17 protein-coding genes and 1 pseudogene are annotated in these 19,184 nt (G+C 72.4%); 9 read left to right on the top strand and 9 right to left on the bottom strand.

From position 1 onward, the window contains the following. The first annotated feature begins 13 nt into the window (after positions 1–13). Positions 14–1,072 (top strand): hypothetical protein, encoded by a 1,059-nt coding sequence (locus tag ACHBTE_RS19895; protein ID WP_394725312.1) that lies wholly within the window; start codon positions 14–16, stop codon positions 1,070–1,072. A gap of 147 nt (positions 1,073–1,219) precedes the next feature. Further along, positions 1,220–2,440 carry a lactonase family protein gene (locus ACHBTE_RS19890; protein ID WP_394725311.1) on the top strand — a complete coding sequence of 407 codons (1,221 nt, stop codon included), beginning with the start codon at positions 1,220–1,222 and terminating at the stop codon, positions 2,438–2,440. On the opposite strand, the gene ACHBTE_RS19885 is transcribed toward ACHBTE_RS19890, so the two are convergent. Together ACHBTE_RS19885 and ACHBTE_RS19880 are read right to left on the bottom strand one after the other, a co-directional pair. Then, complete coding sequence (locus ACHBTE_RS19885) at positions 2,408–3,133, bottom strand: DUF2470 domain-containing protein (RefSeq protein ID WP_394725310.1); 726 nt, start codon at positions 3,131–3,133, stop codon at positions 2,408–2,410. The genes ACHBTE_RS19890 and ACHBTE_RS19885 overlap by 33 nt on opposite strands. 107 nt (positions 3,134–3,240) lie before the next feature. Then, positions 3,241–3,849: a TetR/AcrR family transcriptional regulator gene (locus ACHBTE_RS19880; protein ID WP_394725309.1), complete on the bottom strand. Its 609-nt coding sequence runs from the start codon at positions 3,847–3,849 to the stop codon at positions 3,241–3,243. Positions 3,850–3,955: 106 nt separating this feature from the next. On the opposite strand from ACHBTE_RS19880, the gene ACHBTE_RS19875 reads away from it, so the two are divergent. Then, positions 3,956–5,476 carry a cytochrome P450 gene (locus ACHBTE_RS19875; protein ID WP_394725308.1) on the top strand — a complete coding sequence of 507 codons (1,521 nt, stop codon included), beginning with the start codon at positions 3,956–3,958 and terminating at the stop codon, positions 5,474–5,476. Here the strand turns inward: ACHBTE_RS19875 and ACHBTE_RS19870 are convergent. The 5 genes and pseudogenes from ACHBTE_RS19870 to ACHBTE_RS19850 all read right to left on the bottom strand — a co-directional run bounded on the left by ACHBTE_RS19870 (position 5,438) and on the right by ACHBTE_RS19850 (position 10,559). After that, positions 5,438–6,268, bottom strand: a complete 831-nt coding sequence (locus tag ACHBTE_RS19870; protein WP_394725307.1) for a pentapeptide repeat-containing protein — start codon at positions 6,266–6,268, stop codon at positions 5,438–5,440. The genes ACHBTE_RS19875 and ACHBTE_RS19870 overlap by 39 nt on opposite strands. Positions 6,269–6,409: 141 nt before the next feature. Further along, positions 6,410–7,303: a sigma-70 family RNA polymerase sigma factor gene (locus tag ACHBTE_RS19865; RefSeq protein WP_394725390.1), complete on the bottom strand. Its 894-nt coding sequence runs from the start codon at positions 7,301–7,303 to the stop codon at positions 6,410–6,412. A gap of 21 nt (positions 7,304–7,324) precedes the next feature. After that, positions 7,325–8,065: pseudogene (locus ACHBTE_RS19860) on the bottom strand (PIG-L deacetylase family protein); the annotation flags it as partial. 28 nt (positions 8,066–8,093) lie between these two features. Next, positions 8,094–9,395, bottom strand: a complete 1,302-nt coding sequence (locus tag ACHBTE_RS19855; protein ID WP_394725306.1) for an alpha/beta fold hydrolase — start codon at positions 9,393–9,395, stop codon at positions 8,094–8,096. Between the two features lie 138 nt (positions 9,396–9,533). Beyond that, on the bottom strand, positions 9,534–10,559 hold the full coding sequence (locus ACHBTE_RS19850; protein ID WP_394725305.1) for a LacI family DNA-binding transcriptional regulator: 1,026 nt from the start codon (positions 10,557–10,559) through the stop codon (positions 9,534–9,536). 161 nt (positions 10,560–10,720) lie between these two features. Here ACHBTE_RS19850 and ACHBTE_RS19845 point away from each other — a divergent pair, with 161 nt between their 5' ends. The 3 genes from ACHBTE_RS19845 to ACHBTE_RS19835 are packed head-to-tail and all read left to right on the top strand — an operon-like array spanning position 10,721 to position 13,589. Beyond that, complete coding sequence (locus ACHBTE_RS19845) at positions 10,721–11,476, top strand: (Fe-S)-binding protein (RefSeq protein WP_394725304.1); 756 nt, start codon at positions 10,721–10,723, stop codon at positions 11,474–11,476. Further along, positions 11,473–12,951, top strand: a complete 1,479-nt coding sequence (locus ACHBTE_RS19840) for a LutB/LldF family L-lactate oxidation iron-sulfur protein (protein WP_394725303.1) — start codon at positions 11,473–11,475, stop codon at positions 12,949–12,951. The genes ACHBTE_RS19845 and ACHBTE_RS19840 overlap by 4 nt, the downstream gene beginning before the upstream one ends. Continuing rightward, on the top strand, positions 12,948–13,589 hold the full coding sequence (locus ACHBTE_RS19835; protein ID WP_394725302.1) for a lactate utilization protein C: 642 nt from the start codon (positions 12,948–12,950) through the stop codon (positions 13,587–13,589). The genes ACHBTE_RS19840 and ACHBTE_RS19835 overlap by 4 nt, the downstream gene beginning before the upstream one ends. A gap of 8 nt (positions 13,590–13,597) precedes the next feature. On the opposite strand, the gene ACHBTE_RS19830 is transcribed toward ACHBTE_RS19835, so the two are convergent. Then, a complete protein-coding gene (locus tag ACHBTE_RS19830) occupies positions 13,598–15,136 on the bottom strand; it encodes an FAD-dependent oxidoreductase (RefSeq protein ID WP_394725301.1) in 1,539 nt (512 codons plus the stop codon). 167 nt (positions 15,137–15,303) lie between these two features. Between ACHBTE_RS19830 and ACHBTE_RS19825 the strand changes: the two genes are divergently transcribed. The 3 genes from ACHBTE_RS19825 (at position 15,304) to ACHBTE_RS19815 (ending at position 18,602) form a co-directional block, all read left to right on the top strand. Next, complete coding sequence (locus tag ACHBTE_RS19825; RefSeq protein ID WP_394725300.1) at positions 15,304–16,161, top strand: AAA family ATPase; 858 nt, start codon at positions 15,304–15,306, stop codon at positions 16,159–16,161. Continuing rightward, positions 16,158–17,516, top strand: a complete 1,359-nt coding sequence (locus ACHBTE_RS19820) for a VWA domain-containing protein (protein ID WP_394725299.1) — start codon at positions 16,158–16,160, stop codon at positions 17,514–17,516. The genes ACHBTE_RS19825 and ACHBTE_RS19820 overlap by 4 nt, the downstream gene beginning before the upstream one ends. A 111-nt stretch (positions 17,517–17,627) precedes the next feature. After that, positions 17,628–18,602, top strand: coding sequence for an NAD(P)-dependent alcohol dehydrogenase (locus ACHBTE_RS19815; RefSeq protein WP_394725298.1), 975 nt, complete (start codon positions 17,628–17,630; stop codon positions 18,600–18,602). A 55-nt stretch (positions 18,603–18,657) separates the two neighbouring features. Here ACHBTE_RS19815 and ACHBTE_RS19810 read toward each other — a convergent pair whose 3' ends face one another. Beyond that, the gene (locus ACHBTE_RS19810) at positions 18,658–19,017 is read right to left on the bottom strand and encodes a cupin domain-containing protein (protein WP_394725297.1); all 360 of its coding nucleotides are present in this window, start codon (positions 19,015–19,017) and stop codon (positions 18,658–18,660) included. Positions 19,018–19,184: the final 167 nt, after the last annotated feature.

Here is a 19,184-nt window from a genome sequence, read left to right as displayed (position 1 = left end):
GAGGAGCGCGCCGATGGCCGACACCACCGTGCGGATCGACGGAAACACCCTGCGGCTGCCGGGCGGTGTGGCGGTGCGGTTCATGCGTACGCTGCGGCTGCCGGAGTCGGGCACGCATCCGCTGCCGCCCGGACTCGGTGAGTTCCCGGTCCGCCGGGTGGCGGACTTCCCGGACACCGTTCCCGAGGCGTGGCGGGCGCACGGTGGTGTGATGCTGCCGGTGTATCTGCGAGAGGCGATGTGGCTGAGCTTCGGCGGCACGATGGAGCCGGCGGCCCTCCAGGTCGGGGTGGGCAAGGTGTGCGCGGTCTCCGGCGAGCCGTGGAGCGACCGGCTCTCCCGCGAGCCGCAGAACTACCTCGCACTGCCCCGGCAACCCTGGCTGGACGGCATCAATTCCGGCAAGGGCACGGTCCGCCAGTTCGTGGCGGTGCCGCTGGGGCTGGGCGCGACCGTGGAGGGCCAGGTCACCGGCGAGGAGGTCTGGGGCGGCGTCCAGCTTCAGTCCTTCGCGTTGCGCGAGGAGCCGCTGGCCAGGTGGCGGGAGGAGCAGCGGCGCCGGGCGGAGCGGGCGCGGGCCATGCCGCAGTTCGGTGGCTATGGAGGCGCCATGCCGATGGCCGCCCCGCCCGCCCCCGGTTCGGTCCCGGCGCCCGCCGCGGCACCGGCGGGTGCGCCGCGCCGGGCCGCCGCGGCCATGGGTCTGGGCGTCGGCGGTTCGATGCGTCAGGAGGTCTACGAGGACGACCGTGCGCTGTCGGACTGGGCGGGCAGCCCGGCGGGCAGGATCTTCGTCCACCTGGTGACACCGCCGGAGTGGCGGCGGATCACGGGCGAGGCTCCCCCGCCGTCGCCGGTGGACCGGGCGGCGTACACCCAGGCGGGGCTGCCCTGGTTCGACTACTACGACCAGGACGCCGAGGACCTCGCCACCACGGACACGCTGGGGGCGGTGCAGCCGGTGGGTGACTGGCTCGGCGACGACCACGAGCCCTGGCAGGCACCCTCGCCGGGCCAGGTGACGCCGCTGGGGGACGCACCAGGGAAGCCGGTGACGGACGGCGACTGGTGACCGGCCGATGACCGGCGCCTGAGCCCCGCTCATTGCAGCTCCTTGCAGCGTTGCACCCTGCGCAACGGCTGTTGCTGTTCTTGCGCTCGCCGGGTGATCCACGCCAAGGTTGCTGTCGCGACCACGACGACGACCTGAGGTGTGGACATGGGCAGTGGCGAGCTGAGCAGGCGCCGTTTCGTCGGAACGCTCGCGGGCTCGGCCGTCGGCGCGACTCTTGCGACGGCCACGGCCTGCGACGACGCCCCCGCTCCGGCGGACCCGGCAGACGCGACGGCTCCGGGAGCGTCCACGCCCGCGACCCGGCCGGGCACCCCCACCGAGAGCCGTGGGCCGTCCGGCCCGCGCCCCCTCTACCTCGGCACCTACACCTCCGTCGAGGGCGGCGGCACGGGCATCGGGCTGGCCACGTACGACCCGGGCAGCGGCCGTGTCACCGGGACCGGGACGATCAAGGGCGTCGGCGATCCGTCATATCTGGCGCTGCACCCGAACGGCCGCACGCTGTACGCGGTCGACGAGCGCGAGGACGGCGCGGTCACCGCCGTCCGTCTCTCCGACCGCAGGATTCTGGGCAGCCGCGGCACCGGCGGGGCGGCGCCCTGCCACCTCTCGGTGCATCCGGGCGGGCGCTGGCTGCTGAGCGCCAACTACGGCACGGGCAGCGTGGTCGTGCACCCGATCGACGACTCGGGCGCGCTCGGCGAGCGCACCGACCTGGTCACGCACTCCGCTCCGCCGCCCGGCCCGGGCCAGGAGGGCCCGCACGCCCACCAGTTCCTCACCAGCCCCGACGGCGGCCACGTCCTCGCCGTCGACCTGGGCACGGACACCGTGCACAGCTACCGCCTCGACGAGAAGAGGGGCACGCTCGAGGCGGTCGCGCGGGCACGGACCAAGCCGGGTGCGGGGCCGCGCCATCTCACCTTCTACCCGGGCGGGAGGTACGCCTATCTGGCCAACGAGGTCGGCAACACCGTCGCCGTGTGCGCGTACGACCCGGACAGCGGCCGGCTGACGATCGGTGACGAGCAGTCCACGGGCACGGGATCCGGCACGAATTACCCGGCGCAGCTGGTGGTGACGCCGAACGGCCGGTTCGCGTATCTCGCCAACCGGGGTCACAACAGCCTCGCGCGCTATGCGGTGGAGTCGGACGGCGCCCGGCTCCGGCTGCTCGGCACGGTGCCGGTCTCCGGGGACTTCCCGCGGCAGATCGCCCTCTCACCGGACGGCGCCCTGCTGTTCGCGGCGAATCAGCGGTCGAGCACCGTCAGCGTCTTCCGGGTCGACGAGGCGAGCGGTGAACTGCGCCTCACGGGCGAGCCGTTCGCGTCACCCGTCGCCGTCTGCGCGCTGCCGCTGTAGCGCCCGGGGGCACGATGCGGCACTGGCCTGGGCGAGCAGGATGTGCATGCGTTCGGTGAGCTGTGCGATGTCGTCGGCGGGCCGGTGGAACGGCAGTCGTACGTCGGCCTGGGCGCGGGCGCGCTCGATGCGCAGCGTCACTCCGTGCCGGTCGACGGCGAGGGGCTGGACGCGCACGGCGCCGTGCAGGCTGTCGGGTTCGACGAGGCGGGTGAGCCGCTCGACGGCGTCGGGGTGACAGTCGGCGAGATGGGTGAGCAGCCGGGCCTCCGCGGTGGCGAGCGGGTCGGGCGTCGCCGCGGCGAACTCGTCGAGGTCGGCGACCAGCGCGCCGGACGGCTGCCGCAGTACCACCCGGGTGGCCTGGAAGGCGAGTTTGCCGTCCTCGGGCGTGAACCATCCGGACAGCCACAGCCGGGCGCGGATCCGGTTGCGTACGGGCACGGGGGCGACGTCGGCGAACTCCAGGACGGCCGACGGCTCGCCGCGGGGAGCGCAGACGGCCGCCGTGACGAGCGCGCTGTCCTCCGGGACTTCCAGCAGGACACGGCCGTCCTCGGTCACGGTGTGCGCGCCGACGAGCTCCTCGCGGCAGCCCTCCGCGGTCACCGCGCAGGACCACGCGGCGGCGAGCACCGAGCGGGCGCGTTCCGCGGTGGAAGGCGCGGCTGCCCAGGCTTGGCTGTCACCCATCCCATTCCTCCTTAGGTAAGGCTCACCTAACCTATCGAAGATCGAGCCGCACGCCAACCGGGCCCGCCGATCCGATGCGATCTCTTTGCCGACGGACGGGAAAACCCTCAGGGTGTGACGACGCCGAGCAGAGCGCGGGCGCACAGGTCACGCACCTGCTCCCGGGAGAGGTCCGAGCCCCTCAGCCACTCCAGACAGACGGCGGTGGTGAACGCCAGCCACCCCCGCACGGCGACCCGGACCTCTGGCCGCTGCTCGACGGCCGGACCGAACTCCGGGTCCGCCGCCATCGCCGCCAGGATCTGCTTCTCCTGGGCGGCGAGGGCGCGTTGATAGACCGTGCGCACGGCCTGGTCGCCGGCCGCGTCGGCCCGATGGAAGGCGCGGTAGCCATGGGCGTGGGCCTCGACGTACTCCAGGAAGGTGTCGAGCCCCGCGGTGAGCTGTTCGCGCACCGGAACGCCGGGCACGGCCGCGGTCATCCGCAGCATGCGCCCGCTCTCCCGCTCGACGACGGCCGCGAAGAAATCGCGCTTGGTCGGGAAGTAGTGGTACAGCAGCCCGCGCGAGACACCGGCGATCTCGGCGACCTGCTCGATCCACACGTCGTCGTACGGACTCTCCGAGAACAGCCGCGCCCCGACCGCGAGAAGCTGCTCTCGGCGCTCCTCGGTACTGAGCCGGCGGCGGGTGCGCGCGCCCTGGTTCGCGGCCATGCCCGCACTTTACTTGACGTGGATTCAACGACGGGACCACACTGTCCGCATTATTGAACCCACGTACAACTAGCCCATCTGCCGCTTGATCGAGGGAGATCGCGTCATGGCGGAGACGACCGGGAACGCATGGCCGAAAGGGTTCCGCAGTGCCGAGCAGGGCTGGCCGGAGCTGCATCGCATACCCCACCCCCCGCACCGGCTGCCGCTGCTCGGCGACCTGCTGGGCGCCGACCGGCGTACGCCGCTCCAGGACACCATGCGCTTCGCCCGCCAGTTGGGGCCGATCTTCCGGCGCAGGGCTTTCGACAAGGAGTTCGTGTTCGTGTGGGGCGCTGATCTCGCCGCCGACATGGCGGACGAGGCGCGCTTCGCCAAGCATGTGGGGCTGGGCATCGCCAATCTGCGGCCGGTCGTCAAGGACGGGCTGTTCACGGCCTACAACCACGAGCCGAACTGGCAACTGGCGCACGACGTCCTCGCCCCGGGCTTCAGCAGGGAGGCCATGGCGGGCTATCACCCGATGATGCTGGCCGTGGCCGACCGGCTCATGGAGCACTGGGACCGCGAGCTGGCCGCGGGCCGCGCCGTGGACGTGCCCGGTGACATGACAAAGCTGACCCTGGAGACGATCGCCCGCACCGGATTCGGCCATGACTTCGGCTCCTTCGAACGCGTTCGTCCACATCCGTTCGTGACGGCCATGGTCGGCACGCTCAGTTACGCGCAGCGGCTCAACGCCGTCCCGTGGCCGTTCCTGCTCCGGCGCGCCGGGCGCCGCAACGACGCCGACATCGCCCATCTGAACCGCACGGTCGACGACCTGGTCCGCGCCCGTAGGGCGAACGGGCCCGGGGACGGGGACCTGCTGGACCGGATGCTGGAGACCGCCCACCCGGAGACCGGCGAACGGCTCTCCCCGCAGAACGTGCGCCGCCAGGTGATCACCTTTCTGGTCGCCGGGCACGAGACCACCTCGGGCGCTCTCTCCTTCGCCCTGCACTACCTCTCCAGGCACCCCGAGGCCGCGGCCCGTGCCCGCGCCGAGGTGGACCGGGTCTGGGGCGAGGCCGCGGTGCCCGCCTACGACCAGGTGGCGAGGCTGCGGTATGTGCGCCGGGTGCTCGACGAGTCGCTGCGGCTGTGGCCGACGGCCCCCGCGTTCGCCCGGGAGGCCCGCGCGGACACCCTGCTCGGCGGCGTGCATCCGATGCGGGCCGGTGCCTGGGCGCTGGTCCTCACGGCGATGCTGCACCGGGATCCGCAGGTATGGGGCGCGGACGCCGAGCGGTTCGACCCGGACCGCTTCGAGGCGAGCGCCGTACGGACGCGTCCGCCGCACACCTTCAAACCGTTCGGCACCGGGGCGCGGGCGTGCATCGGACGCCAGTTCGCGCTGCACGAGGCGACGCTGGTGCTGGGGCTGCTGCTGCGCCGGTACGAGCTGCGGGCCGACCCCGCCTATCGGCTGCGGGTGACCGAGCGGCTGACGCTGATGCCGGAGGGGTTGCGGCTGCACCTGGAGCGGCGGTCGGCCGGCACCCCGAGGCCGGCACCCGCCTCGCCCGAGCCCGTCGACGGCCCGCCGTCAGACGTCCGCTGTCCAGTGCGCCGGGCGGCTGACTGAGCCGGGCAGCCGGGTGCCCGCGCTGCCCCGGGCTGCGTTCAGCTGCGGCTGGGTCAGGAAGAAGGCGCCGGTGAGGTCGGCGTCGGTGAGGTCGGTGTCGCGCAGATCGGCACCGATGAGGTCCGCGCCGCGCAGGTCGGCCCCGGTCAGATCGGCGGCGATGAGGTAGGCGCCGCGCAGGTTCGCGCCGCGCAGATCGGCTCCCTTGAGTCGGGCGCCCATCAGGTCCGCGCCCCGGCGGTCCTTCTTACGACCGCGCGTGCCCGCCCGGGCCAGCTCGCTGGTCCTCAGCAGCAGCTGGTTGACCTCCTGCCGGTGCGCCGCCACGTCCACCTGCGCGAGCTCCTGCGGGCTCCCGAGGGTCAGCGCCTCGGTCGCTTCGAGGAGCCGGCGCAGCTCGGGGCGTAGGGGGCGGGCGGCGGGCAGGGTGAGCGCCTCGGTCAGGTACCAGAGCAGTTCATGGAGCTGGCGGACGACCGGGAAGACATCGAACATCTGCCGGGCGTGTTCCCTGGGGCCCGTGCGCCAGCCCTGTCCGCCGAAGGTGATCTGCGAGACCTTCTGCCCCGCGCCGAAGCAGTCGTAGACGGTGCAGCCGGTGAAGCCCCGCTGCCGGAGTCGGGCGTGGATGCCGCACCGGTGGTCGTCCTGGAGGTTGCGGCAGGGCGTGCCCGCGTCCTTGTCGACGGCGAAGTCGGCCGAGGCCGCGAAGGGCAGCGCGACACAGCACAGCCCGAAGCAGTTCTCGCAGTCTCCGCGCAGGTCGACGAGGTCGAGGGGGTGGTCGTTCATGCCCTCAGCCTAATCGCCGGTATGGAGACCACTTGGCGCAGCCGTCCGCTCCGAACCTCTGGCTCGGACGGCGCTCACGGACGCCCGGCGCGGACGGCTGACGCGTACGGCCGGCTCGGACAGCCGGCTCGGACGCCTGGCTCAGTCGTCGAGGTCCGGCAGGTCGAGGCCGGCCAGCCGGTCGGTGTCGGCCAGGATGTACATCTCCGTGATCCGGCCGTCGACGACGGTGACGCCCATGACCGACAGCGGCTGCCCTGCCGGGGCGTTGAGCACCCCGACCGTGCCGTTGACCAGGACGAGCTGCATGTACTGGGCGAACTGCCGGAAGAACATGGCCTGTTCGGCCACCGGCTGCCCGCCGCGCACCAGCTTGGAGGCCGCCACGCCGGCGGCCAGCGGCCCGGCGTCGACGCGCAGGACGACATCGGGGTCGAGGACCGCGAGCAGCGCCTCGAAGTCCCCTGCCCGAGCGGCTGCCATGAAGGCGTCGAGGACCTGCCGCTGTCTGCCGAGATCGGGCTCGCTCGACGGGGTGGCGCCCCGCACCCGGCGCCGGGCCCGGCTCGCCAGCTGACGGGTCGCCGCCGAGGAGCGCTCCACGATCGCCGCGATGTCGTCGAAGGGCACCGCGAACATGTCGTGCAGCACGAACGCGATCCGCTCGGCGGGCTCCAGCGTCTCCAGCACGACCAGCAGGGCGAGGCCCACCGAGTCGGCCTGGAGCACCTCCTGTTCCGGGTCGATCCGGGACAGCGGCTGGATCAGGGGGTCAGGGACGAAGGTGTCGTCCAAGGGCTGCTCCTGGCGGCGTGTGCGGGAGCGCAGCATGTCCAGACAGACCCGGCCGACGACGGTGGTCAACCAGCCGCCGAGATTGCCGATGGCGTCCGCCTCGCTGCGGCTCAGCTTCAGCCAGGTCTCCTGGACGGCGTCCTCCGCCTCGGCCAGTGAGCCGAGCATGCGGTAGGCGACCGCCTTGAGATGACCGCGATGCTCCTCGAAACGGTCCGCCAGCCAGTCCGTGTCCGTCACTTCGTCCCCCTGTTCCGACTGCCGGCTGAAGAGTTCGAAGGCCACGGCGGGCCTGCCACCGAACCGCTCCCCCGTCGCCGCGGCGTTCGCGGTGAGGAAACCCCGGGCGTACGTCTGCGGGTCCTCGTCCGTCAACGCCTCGATGTATGTGCGGTGTTCGAGAAGGGAGCGCACCGCGCGCTCCAGCCCGGCCGTCGCGTCCACGGCGTGCGTGGGTGTGCTGGAGCCGGCGACCGCGACCCAGCGGACGCCGCCCCACGGCTCGAGGCCCTGCTCCAGCAGCTCCGGGAAGATCCAGCGGTTGCCCGCGTCCCCGGCGGCGTCCAGCGTGGCGCGGCCGACCGCCACATGGTCCGGTGTGTTCCAGGCGACGCCGCCCCAGGTGTCCCGGTGGTTGAGGGTGATCACCAGCTCGGGCCGGTGCCGGCGGATCGCGGCGGCGATGTCGCGGCGCAGCGCGGTGCCGTACTCGATCACGCCGTCGCGGTGGTCCAGGAACTCCACCGCCGAGACGCCCACCACCGCGGCGCTCGCCCGCTGTTCGCGCTCCCGCAACGGACCGCACTTCGCGGGTTCCAGCGTGTCGATGCCGGCCTCGCCTCGGGTCGCCAGGACATAGCCGACCTCGCGGCCGGCGTCCGTCCAGGCGGCGATTGCCGCCGAGCAGCCGTACTCGAGGTCGTCCGGGTGCGCGACGACGGCGAGCGCGCGCTGCCAGTCGTCCGGCATGGGCTCCAGCTGAGTGATCGTCGGCTCGCTCATGCCCGCACACTAACCCGTGACGCCGACATCACGCCTCGTCACGGGTGAGCGCGAGCAGCCGGTCCAGGACGCGGGAGCCACCGGCCCGGACGCCGTCGTGCTCGAACTCGTCCGTCACCCAGGTCCGCAGTCCGCGGATCGCGCGGGCGGTGGCGAGGGAGTGGGCGGTGTCGACGTACATGTCGTCGTGGTAGACGGCAGCCGCGACCGGCACCTCGTTGGCGGCGAGGCGCGCCGGGTCGTACAGGGGCTTCCAGTCGGTGCGGGCGGCGAGAAGTGCGGCGGTCTCGCGCAGCGGGCGCAGCGCCGGGTCGCAGTCGAACATCCAGGGGTGGATCGTTTCGCCGGTGAACAGCAGCGGCCCGTCGCCCGCGAGGGTCTTGGCCGCGTCGAACTGGCCGAACTCCGCGCGGACGCGCTCGGCGGACCAGTTGGTGGGGCGGGTGTCCTGGCCGTAGATCGCCTCGTGGACGAGGGCGTACAGCGGGTGACCGGCGTACGACAGCAGGCCCTGGGCCTCCTCCAGGAAGGCGTCCGACAGGGCCGTGCCCTGCGGGGTGGGGACGAAGGCTTCCTCCAGGAGGTAGTGCAGGCGGTGGCTGCCCTCGCTGCCGCCGAGGACGATGCCGAGGGACTGGAAGGCCTCGGCGGTGAAGCGGTAGCCGTTCGGCAGGACCACGTCGTGCGTGAGGAGGTGGTCGGCGATACGGCGGGCCCGCTCGATGTCCTGCGGGTAGCGGGCGTAGTGCGCGGCGACCTTGCGCTCGATGCGGGGGTAGGCCGCGCGGTAGACGTCGTCGGCGTGGGCGTCGAGCGAGGGCAGGCCCCCCGTGATGACGGCCGCGGTCAGGCCCTCGGGGGCGGTGGAGAGGTAGTTGACCGTGCAGAAGCCGCCGAAGCTCTGGCCGAGCACGGTCCAGGGGGCGCCACCGGTCACAGCGGGGCGGATCGCCTCGCAGTCGCGGACGATCGAGTCGGCGCGGAAGTGCGTGAGGTAGTCGGCCTGTTCTGCGGGGCCGCCGCGCAGCGGGAGGGTCTGGCGGGTGGCGGGCGTGGAGTGGCCGGTGCCGCGCTGGTCCAGCAGCAGGACGCGGTACTCCTTCAGCGCGCGGCCGAGCCAGGCGCCCTTGCCGACGAAGCGGTTGGCGCCGAAGCCGGGGCCGCCCTGGAGGTAGACCAGCCACGGCAGGTCCTGGTGCGCCTTCTCGCTCGCGACGACCTCACGGGCGTAGAGCTCGATCGACTCCCCCGCCGGGGCGTCGTGGTCGAGGGGCACGGTGAAGCGACGGTCGGTGAGGACGACGCCGGGCTGGCGGTAGCTGACGGTCAACAGGGCTCCCGGGACGGAGGGTTTTCAGGCCGCGTCCCAGTTCAGCACATGATCCTCCGCCGACCGAGCCCCGGGATCATGAAATCGTACTGAACGATGGATCAGCGGGCTTCGGACCGGGGCCGGCCGGTCGCCGGCTCAGCGGGACGACAGACTCGACCGCCGGACCACCAGCTCCGGCTGGAGGACGACTCTCCGGTGCTCGTGCCTGTGCGCCCCGGTCTCCTCCTCCGTCTCCTCCAGCAGCATCTTTGCCGCGAGGGTGCCCATGGTGAGCGCGGGCTGGCGTACGGAGGTCAGCGGGACGGCCGCGGCGGCGGCGAACTCGATGTCGTCGTAGCCGACGATCGCCAGCTCGTCGGGGACGCCGACGCCCGCGGCGTACATGGCCTGGAGCACGCCCAGGGCCAGCAGGTCGTTGGCGCAGAAGACGGCGGTGGGGCGGTCGGCGAGGCCGAGCAGCCGGGCGCCGGCGTCCCGGCCGGCGGCGACGTCGAGCCGCTCGGTGGGCAGCTCGCGCAGGTGCTCGGGGCCGAGGCCGGCATCCTGAAGTGCCCTCAGGGCACCGGTGCGGCGGTCGCGGACCTGGTGGAGGCCGGGCGGGCCGCTGACGTAGGCGATGGAGCGGTGACCGGCGTCCACGAGATGGCGCACGGCGAGGGCACCGCCGGTGACGTCGTCGACGGACACCGAGCACTCGGTGGTGCCCTCGGCGACGCGGTCGACGAGGACGAAGGGGATGTTGTGCCGCCGGAACGCCTCGATGGTTCGGCCGGTGGCGTCCGCCGGGGTCAGCAGGACGCCGCGGACCCGCTGCTCGGCGAAGAGCGAAAGGTAGTCGGCCTCCTCGCTCGGACTCTGCGCGCTGTTGCAGGCCATCACGCCGAGTCCCGCCGCGCGCGCGACCCGCTCGGCGCCGCGCGCGACGTCGACGAAGAAGGGGTTGCCCATGTCGAGGACGAGCAGCCCCATGATCCGGCTGCGGCCCGCGCGCAGCTGGCGAGCGGACTCGCTGCGGACATAGCCCAGCCGCTCTATCGCGGACTGCACCCGCGCCCGGGTCTCAGCCGCGACCGTGTCCGGACGGTTGATGACGTTCGAGACCGTGCCGACGGAGACTCCGGCGGCACGGGCGACGTCCTTGATACCCACCGACTGGGCCATCGGGCAGGGACCTCCAGGAAGACAGGTGACACACGCGGCGGCGGGAAGCCCTTCACATTACCGTCATGCCGCCCACAACGGCTGCGATCAGGCAGGGTCCCTCTGTGCCGTACGCCCGCACTACCCTGCCCTCAGCCGATGATCGATCACTAGGAGCCGCGATGCGCGTCGCCCTGTTCCTGACCTGTGTCAACGACACGCTCTATCCGGACACCGGGCGCGCCGTGGTGAAGCTGCTGACCAGGCTGGGGGTCGAGGTCGACTTCCCGATGGGCCAGACCTGCTGCGGGCAGGCGCACTACAACACCGGCTACCGGCACGAGGCCGAGCCGCTGGCCCGGCACTTCTCCGATGTCTTCGCGGAGTACGAGGCGATCGTCACCCCGTCCGGGTCGTGCGGGGCGATGGTGCGGGAGCTGTATCCGCGGATGGGTGAGCGGGCGCGGGCCGAGGGGCGGGGTGACACGCTCGCGGCGACGCTGGCACCTGTGGTGCCGAAGACGTATGAACTCACGAAGTTCCTGGTGGACGTGCTGGGGGTGACGGACGTGGGCGCCCACTACCCGCACAAGGTGACCTACCACCCGACCTGCCACGGTCTGCGGGGACTGGGGCTCGGCGACCGGCCCCGGCGGCTGCTCCAGGCGGTGAAGGGGCTGGAGCTGGTCGAGTTGCCCGGTGCGCAGGAGTGCTGCGGGTTCGGCGGCACCTTCGCGTTGAAGAACTCCGACGTCTCGGCTGCCATGGGCGCGGACAAGGTGCGCCATGCCGAGTCGACGGGCGCCGAGGTGCTCTGCGCGGCCGACAACTCCTGTCTGATGCACATTGGCGGCACGATGGCACGGCTCGGCACCGTGATGCGGCCGGTGCACATCGCGGAGATCCTGGCGAGCACGGAGGAGGAGCCGGCCGTATGAGCGGGACGTATCTGGGGATGCCCGCGTTCCCGAAGGCGGCGCACGAGGCCGTGCACGACGCCACCCTGCGCGGCAATCTGCGGCATGCCACGCAGACCATCCGGGCCAAGCGGGAGAAGGCCGTCGTGGAGTTGTCCGACTGGGCGGCGCTGCGCGAGGCCGGGAAGCGGATCAAGGACCATACGCTGCGTCATCTCGACCGCTGTCTGGTGCAGTTGGAGCAGTCGGTGACGGCGGCGGGCGGGGTCGTCCACTGGGCGGCCGACGCCGACGAGGCGAACCGGATCGTGGCGGACCTCGTCCGGGCGACCGGCGAGTCGGAGGTCGTCAAGGTCAAGTCGATGGCCACGCAGGAGATCGGGCTGAACGAGGCCCTGGAGGCCGAGGGCATCCGCGCCTACGAGACCGATCTCGCCGAACTCATCGTGCAGTTGGGCAAGGACCGACCCTCGCACATCCTCGTCCCCGCCATCCACCGCAACCGCGCTGAGATCCGGGACATCTTCCGCAAAGAGATGGGCCAATGGGGCCGCCCGGCCCCCGACGGCCTCACCGACACACCCGCCGAACTCGCCGAAGCGGCCCGTCTCCACCTCCGCGAGAAGTTCCTGCGCGCCAAGGTCGGCGTCTCCGGCGCCAACTTCATGGTGGCCGAGACCGGCACGCTGGTCGTCGTGGAGTCGGAAGGCAACGGGCGGATGTGCCTGACGCTGCCCGAGACGCTGATCTCGGTCGTCGGCATCGAGAAGATCGTGCCCACCTGGCGGGACCTGGAGGTGTTCCTGCAGACGCTCCCCCGCTCCTCCACGGCCGAGCGCATGAACCCCTACACATCCATGTGGACCGGCACGACCGACGGTGACGGGCCACGGGAGTTCCATCTGGTCCTGCTCGACAACGGCCGCACCGACACCCTCGCCGACCAGGTCGGCCGGCAGGCCCTGCGCTGCATCCGCTGCTCGGCGTGCCTCAATGTCTGCCCGGTGTACGAGCGAGCCGGAGGACATGCCTACGGCTCGGTCTACCCGGGCCCGATCGGCGCCATCCTCAGCCCCCAACTCCGGGGCGTGTCCAGCGAGATCGACGCCTCGCTGCCGTACGCGTCATCGCTGTGCGGCGCCTGCTACGAGGTGTGCCCGGTCGCCATCGACATCCCGGAAGTGCTGGTGCATCTGCGGGAGCGGGTCGTGCAGGGCGGGGAAGTCACCTCGCGGGGCAACAAGGTGGTACTGAAACCAGCGAAGGGGCATGCCGCCGAGAGGGCCGCGATGCGGGCGGCACGCTGGGCGTTCGGCCGCCCGGGCGCCCTGCGCGCCGGACAGCGGCTCGCCTCGCGCACCCGGCGCCTGCATCCGCGGTCGCTGCCGGGACCTGGCCGGGCGTGGAGCGCGACCCGGGATCTGCCGGCAGTGCCGCAGGAGCCGTTCCGGGACTGGTGGCAGCGGACGAATGGCGGGAAGGGCGGCGCGAAGTGACCAGCAGGGAACGGATCCTGGGGCGGGTGCGGCGCGCCCTGGCGGACGTACCGCACGACGAGAAGCCGTACGAAGAGGCGGTTGCGCGCGACTATGTGCGTGAACACGAAAAGAGGAGCGTCGAGGAGACGGTCGAGCTGCTGGCCGAGAACCTGGCGGACTACCGGGCGATCGTGCATCGCTGCCCGCCCGCCGGTCTGGCGGCGGCGATCGCCGGGATGCTTGCCGCGCGGGGCGCGCGGACGGTGCTGGTGCCCCCGGGCCTGGAGGCGGGGTGGCTCGCGGCGGCGGACGTGGAGCGGGTGGCCGACCGTGCGCAGAGCACGGCGCACGAACTGGACCGCGTCGACAGCGTGGTGACGGGCTGTGCGGTCGCGATCGCCGAGACCGGCACCATCGTCCTGGACGGCTCCCCCGACCAGGGCCGGCGCCGCATCACCCTCGTCCCCGACCACCACATCTGTGTCGTACGGGTCCCCGATCAGGTCGTGTCGTCCGTTCCGCAGGCCCTTGAACGGCTGGACCCCGTACGCCCGTTGACCTGGATCTCGGGCCCGTCCGCGACCAGCGACATCGAGCTGGACCGGGTGGAGGGCGTGCACGGGCCGCGCACGCTGGAGGTGGTCCTGGTCGGCTGAGCGGGCCCTCAGATGTCCCGTTGTTCCAGGGGCCGCACCGCCGGGCCCTGCACCACTCGGCCGTCCGGGTCGAAGCGGGAGCCGTGGCAGGGGCATTCCCAGGCGCGTTCGGCTCGGTTGAAGGACACCAGGCAGCCCAGGTGCGTGCACTTCGCGGAGACGGCGTGCAGCTTCCCGTCCTCGTCGCGGTGGACAGCGCAGCGCTTGCCGGAGACGTGCACGACGGCGCCGTCGCCCGGCTCGATGTCGTCCACCGACGTGCTCGCGGGGCCGGGGAGGTGCGGGAGCCGGTCGCCGACGAAGTGGCGGGCCACCTCGGCCTGGTGCTTGACGAAGTCCATGCCCTCGCGCACGACGGTCGCCACGCGGCGCGGGTCGTACAGCTCGCTCCACGGGTTCTCACGACGCGTGATCCGGTCGCAGAGCAGGCGGCCCGCCATGATGCCGCTCGCCATGCCCCAGCCGCCGAATCCGGTGGCCACATAGGTGTGCCGGCTGCCGGGGTGCATCGGGCCGATGAGCGGCACGGAGTCGGTGGGGTCGGTGTCCTGCGTGGCCCACCGGTGGGTGAGGTCGAGGTCCCCGAAGCGCTCCCCCGCCCAGGAGGACAGCGCCTCGAAATGTGCCTCGACATCGCCGCCCGCGCCGGGCGTGAAGTGCTCCCCGGTGAGGATGAGCAGGCGCTTGCCGTCCTCGTGGGGCGCGGTGCGCACGGAACGGGTGTTCTGCTCCGGGGTGATGTACATGCCGACCGGTGCGGCGGTCGCCGCGATGGGAGCGGCGACGACCAGTTCGCGGCGGGCCGAGAGCCGGGTGAACAGCAGCGCCCGGTCGAAGATCGGATAGTGGGTGGCGACCACGACGGACCGCGCGCTCACCTTCACTCCGTCCTCGGTGGTCAGCACACAGGGGTCGCCCTCGGACAACGCGACCACACGCGTGTGCTCATGTATGCGGCCACCCAGGCGGCGCAGGTCCTCGACGAGCCCCAGCAGATACTTACGGGGGTGGAACTGTGCCTGCCCCTCGACCCGGACCGCGCCCGCGACCGGGAACGGCAGGTCGGTGTCGGTGACGTACTCGGCGGCCAGCCCCGCCTCCCTGGCCGCGGCGGCCTCGGCCCGCAGCTCGTCGGTGCGGTCGCCGTCCTCGACGTAGGTGTAGGCCGCCGTCTCCTCCCAGTCGCACTCGATGCCGAGGGCGTCCGCGGTCTCGGCGGCGTGCCGGATGGCGTCCGTCTGGGAGGCCGCGAACAGCCGCGCCCCGTCCTTGCCCCGGGTGCGGCGGAGCCGGTCGTAGATCAGGGTGTGCTGGGCGCTGACCTTGGCCGTGGTGTGCCCGGTGACGCCGGCGGCCACCCGGTCCGCCTCCAGCACGGCGACGGAGTGGCCGCGCCGGGTCAGCTCCCAGGCCGTGCTGAGCCCGGCGATGCCCGCTCCCACCACGGCGACCTCGACAGTGAGGTCACCGTCCGGCGGGGGCGCGAGGTCGCCGGGCGGTGCGGTCTCCATCCAGTACGAGGTGTGGGTGCGGGCCTGATCGTCCATGGCGGCCGAGTTCCCCGGACGGGCCCGGCCACACGACGGCACGCCGGTGGACGTCGCCGATGAGCTGGGTGCTGGTGCCCTGAAAAGGGGCTGGGTGACAGATTGAGTGAACAAGCGCTTAGATAGGTGCTCCGTACGCTGTCATTGCCGTCGAGCGGGAGGCCCCGTTGTTCACATCTGTCGACGACGTCGCCGCGCGTCTGGCCGAGACCGGCTATCTCGCCTCGCCCGCGGTCGCCACGACCGTCTTCCTCGCCGACCGCCTCGGCAAGCCGCTCCTGGTGGAGGGTCCGGCCGGGGTCGGCAAGACGGAGCTCGCCAAGGCCGTGGCCGAGGTCGCCGGGGCGCGGCTCGTGCGCCTGCAGTGCTACGAGGGGGTCGACGAGTCCCGGGCGCTGTACGAGTGGAATCACGCCAAGCAGCTCCTGCGCATCAGCGCGGGCCGCGACGAGACCTGGGACGAGACGCGTACGGACATCTTCAGCGAGGAGTTCCTGCTCACGCGCCCGCTGCTGACGGCGATCCGCGGGGACGACCCCAAGGTGCTCCTGATCGACGAGACCGACAAGGCCGACGTCGAGGTGGAGGGCCTGCTCCTGGAGGTGCTCAGCGACTTCCAGGTGACGGTCCCCGAGCTGGGCACGATCGCCGCCACGCGCCGCCCCTTCGTCGTCCTCACGTCCAATGCCAGCCGTGAGCTGTCCGAGGCGCTGCGCCGCCGGTGTCTGTTCCTGCACATCGGTTTCCCCGACGAGGAGTTGGAGCGTCGGATCGTGCGGCTGAAGGTGCCGGGGCTGGACGAGGCGCTGACCCGCTCGGTCGTCCGGGTCGTGGGCGCGTTGCGGGCGATGGATCTGCGCAAGGTGCCGTCGGTCGCCGAGACCATCGACTGGGCGCGCACCCTGCTCGCGCTCGGCGCCGACACGCTGGACGAGACCGTCGTACGGGGCAGCCTGGGAGTACTCCTCAAGCACCAGGACGACGTCCTCAAGGCGACCGCGAAGCTCGACCTGGACGCCCTGTGACCTCGCCCGCGGGCCTCGCGGAGCGACTGGCGTCCTTCGTCGGGGCGTTGCGGGCGCACGGCGTGCGGATCGGTACGGCCGAGACGGTGGACGCGGCGCGGGCCGTGGAGGCACTCGGCCTGGCGGACCGCGAGCTGCTGCGCGAGGGCCTGGCGGCGACGCTGTTGCACGGGCCCGCGGGGCGCCCGGTGTTCGACCCCGTCTTCGACCTCTACTTCCCGCGCGGGGTCGGCGGGCCGGACCAGGAGGCCGCCGGGCGGGAGGACCTGCGCGACCGGCTGGCGCAGGCGCTCGCCGCCGACGACCGGGCGCTGCTGGCCCGGCTGGCGGCCGAGGCGGTCGACGGCTTCGGCGGGTACGGTTCCTCGCCGGAGTCCGACGGGTGGTCGTCGTACCAGACGCTGGAACGGCTGCGTCCGCAGACCTTGCTCGCGCGCGTGCGCGACGACATCCGCGGGCAGGGCGGGAGTGCGGGGTTCACCGATCGGCTGCTGGAGGACGAGATCCGGCAGCGCATCGAGGTGTTCCGGGCGCTGGTGGCCGCGGAGGCGCGGCGCCGGGTCGCGGAGCGGCGCGGCCGGGACGAGATCGCCCGGCGGGCGGTGGCCCCGAGCGCCGACCGGGTCGACTTCCTGTTCGCCGCGAAGCCCCAACTGGCCGAACTGCGCAGGACGGTCCAGCCGCTGGCCCGCAAGCTCGCCACCCGGCTCGCGGCCCGTCGCCGCCGCGCCTCCCGGGGCACGATCGATCTGCGCCGGACCTTGCGCGGCTCGCTCTCGACGGGCGGGGTGCCGATGAAACCGGTGCTGCGCAGACGGCGTCCGGTCCGGCCCGAACTGGTGCTGCTGTGCGATGTGTCGGGCTCGGTGTCCGGGTTCTCGGACTTCACGATGCTGTTGGTGCAGGCGCTGCACGATCAGTTCAGCAAGGTGCGCGTCTTCGCCTTCGTCAACCGGATCGACGAGGTGACCGGCCTGCTGCGGCACGGCACGGCCGACCCGGAGGGGCTCGGCATCCGCATCCAGGCGGAGGCCACGCTCACGGGCTGGCACGGCAGCAGCGACTACGGCATGGCGCTGGGTGAGTTCGCGGAGCGGTACGGGGATGCGGTCGGGCCGCGTACGACGGTGTTCGTCCTCGGGGACGCCCGCACCAACCAGAGCGACCCGAACCTGCCGGCCCTGCGGCAGATCGCTGAACAGGCCCGCCGGGTCTACTGGTTGAACCCCGAGCAGCACTCCCGCTGGGGCACGGGCGACTCGGCCGCACCGGCCTACGCCGAACTGGTCGAGATGCACGAGTGCCGCACGGTCCGCCAACTCAGCGCACTGGTGGCCCGGTTGCTTCCGGTGTGAGGCGGGGCGCCCGGCCGGACCGGGCGCCATATCCGGGGAAAGTCAGGGTTCGTCCCGGATATGCGGTGCCGTGCCTGCTCCCTACCGTCGACAGTGACGGAGGGGGACCCCATGAAGGCAGTGGTGCAGGACCGGTACGGCTCGGCGGACGTGCTGGCGTTCAGGGACATCGACACGCCGGTGCCCGGCGACGGCGAGGTGCTGGTGCGGGTGCTCGCGGCCTCCGTCAACGCCTACGACTGGCATCTGATGCGCGGCGACCCGAAGATCGCCCGACTGGTGCTCGGCCTCAAAGGGCCGAAGGCCAGAATCCGGGGGCGGGACTTCGCCGGGCGCGTGGCAGCGGTGGGCGCCGGGGTCACCGGCGTCGCGCCCGGCGACGAGGTGTTCGGCGAGGCCGACGGCGCGTTCGCGGAGTTCGTGTGCGCCAAGGGCGGCATGCTGGGTCCGAAGCCCGCCAACCTGACCTTCGAGCAGGCCGCCGCGATGCCCCTCGCGGCGAACACCGCCCTGGTGGGACTGCGGGACGTGGCCGGGGTGCGGCGGGGGCAGACGGTGCTGGTCAACGGGGCATCGGGCGGCGTGGGGACCTTCGCCGTGCAGCTGGCCAAGGCGTACGGCGCGGAGGTGACCGCGGTGTGCAGCACGAGGAACACGGACCTGGTCCGCTCCCTCGGCGCGGACCACGTCGTCGACTACACCCGCGAGGACTTCACCCGGGCCGGCCGGCGGTACGACGTCGTCCTGGACCTCGTGGGCAACCACTCCTTGACCGGCTTCCGGCGTGCGGTGACGCCGACCGGCGCGCTGGTGCTGTCCGGCGGCGGTGTGTACGAGGGGGGCAGCGTCCTCGGGCCGATGGGGCTCTTCTTCAAGAGACGCCTCGCGGCACCCTTCGTACGCCAACGACTCCTCGAACTCCCGGCCGAGCAGACCGTGGCGAACCTCGCGACCCTGCGGGAACTGGCCGAGTCCGGCAAGATCGCCCCGGTCGTCGAGCGGACCTATCCGCTGAGCGAGGCGGCCGAGGCGATCCGGTACGTGGAGGTGGAGCACGCGCGCGCGAAAGTCGTCGTCACGGTGTGAGGCGGCGCGGTGTGGCGGCTCCGCGGTGTGCGGCGGCGTCGCGAGCGGGCGGGGGCTACCGCTCCTTCGCGTACTCCCTCGCCGTCTGCCCCTGGAAGTCGTACACCACGACCTGCTCGTCGCCCACGACCCAGGCGTCGTGACCGGGCGAGCAGACGAAGACATCGCCTGGGCCGACCTCGGTCTCGCCGCCGTCGTCCATGCGGATGTGCATCCGGCCCTGGGCCATATAGCAGTTGTGGTGCATCTGGCAGGTCTCGGTGCCCGCGATCTGGGGCAGGGACTCAGTCCACCGCCAGCCGGGCTCGAAGGTCGCCACCGCGAAGTCGAGGTCCGTCATGTGGATGGCTTCGAGGTGGCCCCGGGGGAAGTCACGCCGCTCGTCGGGCTTGTCGAGCGTCTTCACTTCCAGCATGACGCGCTCCCTTCCGGCCGCTGTCAGCCGCGGCCGGGGGCCGGTCTCCCCGGCGGCCCTGAGCACCGTCGTAGTAGGCGGCCGATCCCCTACCACTCCATCCTCCGCCGGTCCACCGGGGGCCGCCATTCGAGGGAACGCCCGCTTCGGCGCGCTTCCCGCGAACT

The sequence above is a fragment of the Streptomyces sp. M41 genome, assembly GCF_043673425.1.
Classification (GTDB): domain Bacteria; phylum Actinomycetota; class Actinomycetes; order Streptomycetales; family Streptomycetaceae; genus Streptomyces.
Note: the sequence above shows the minus strand (reverse complement) of the source record. Positions and strands in the feature narration are given on the sequence as shown.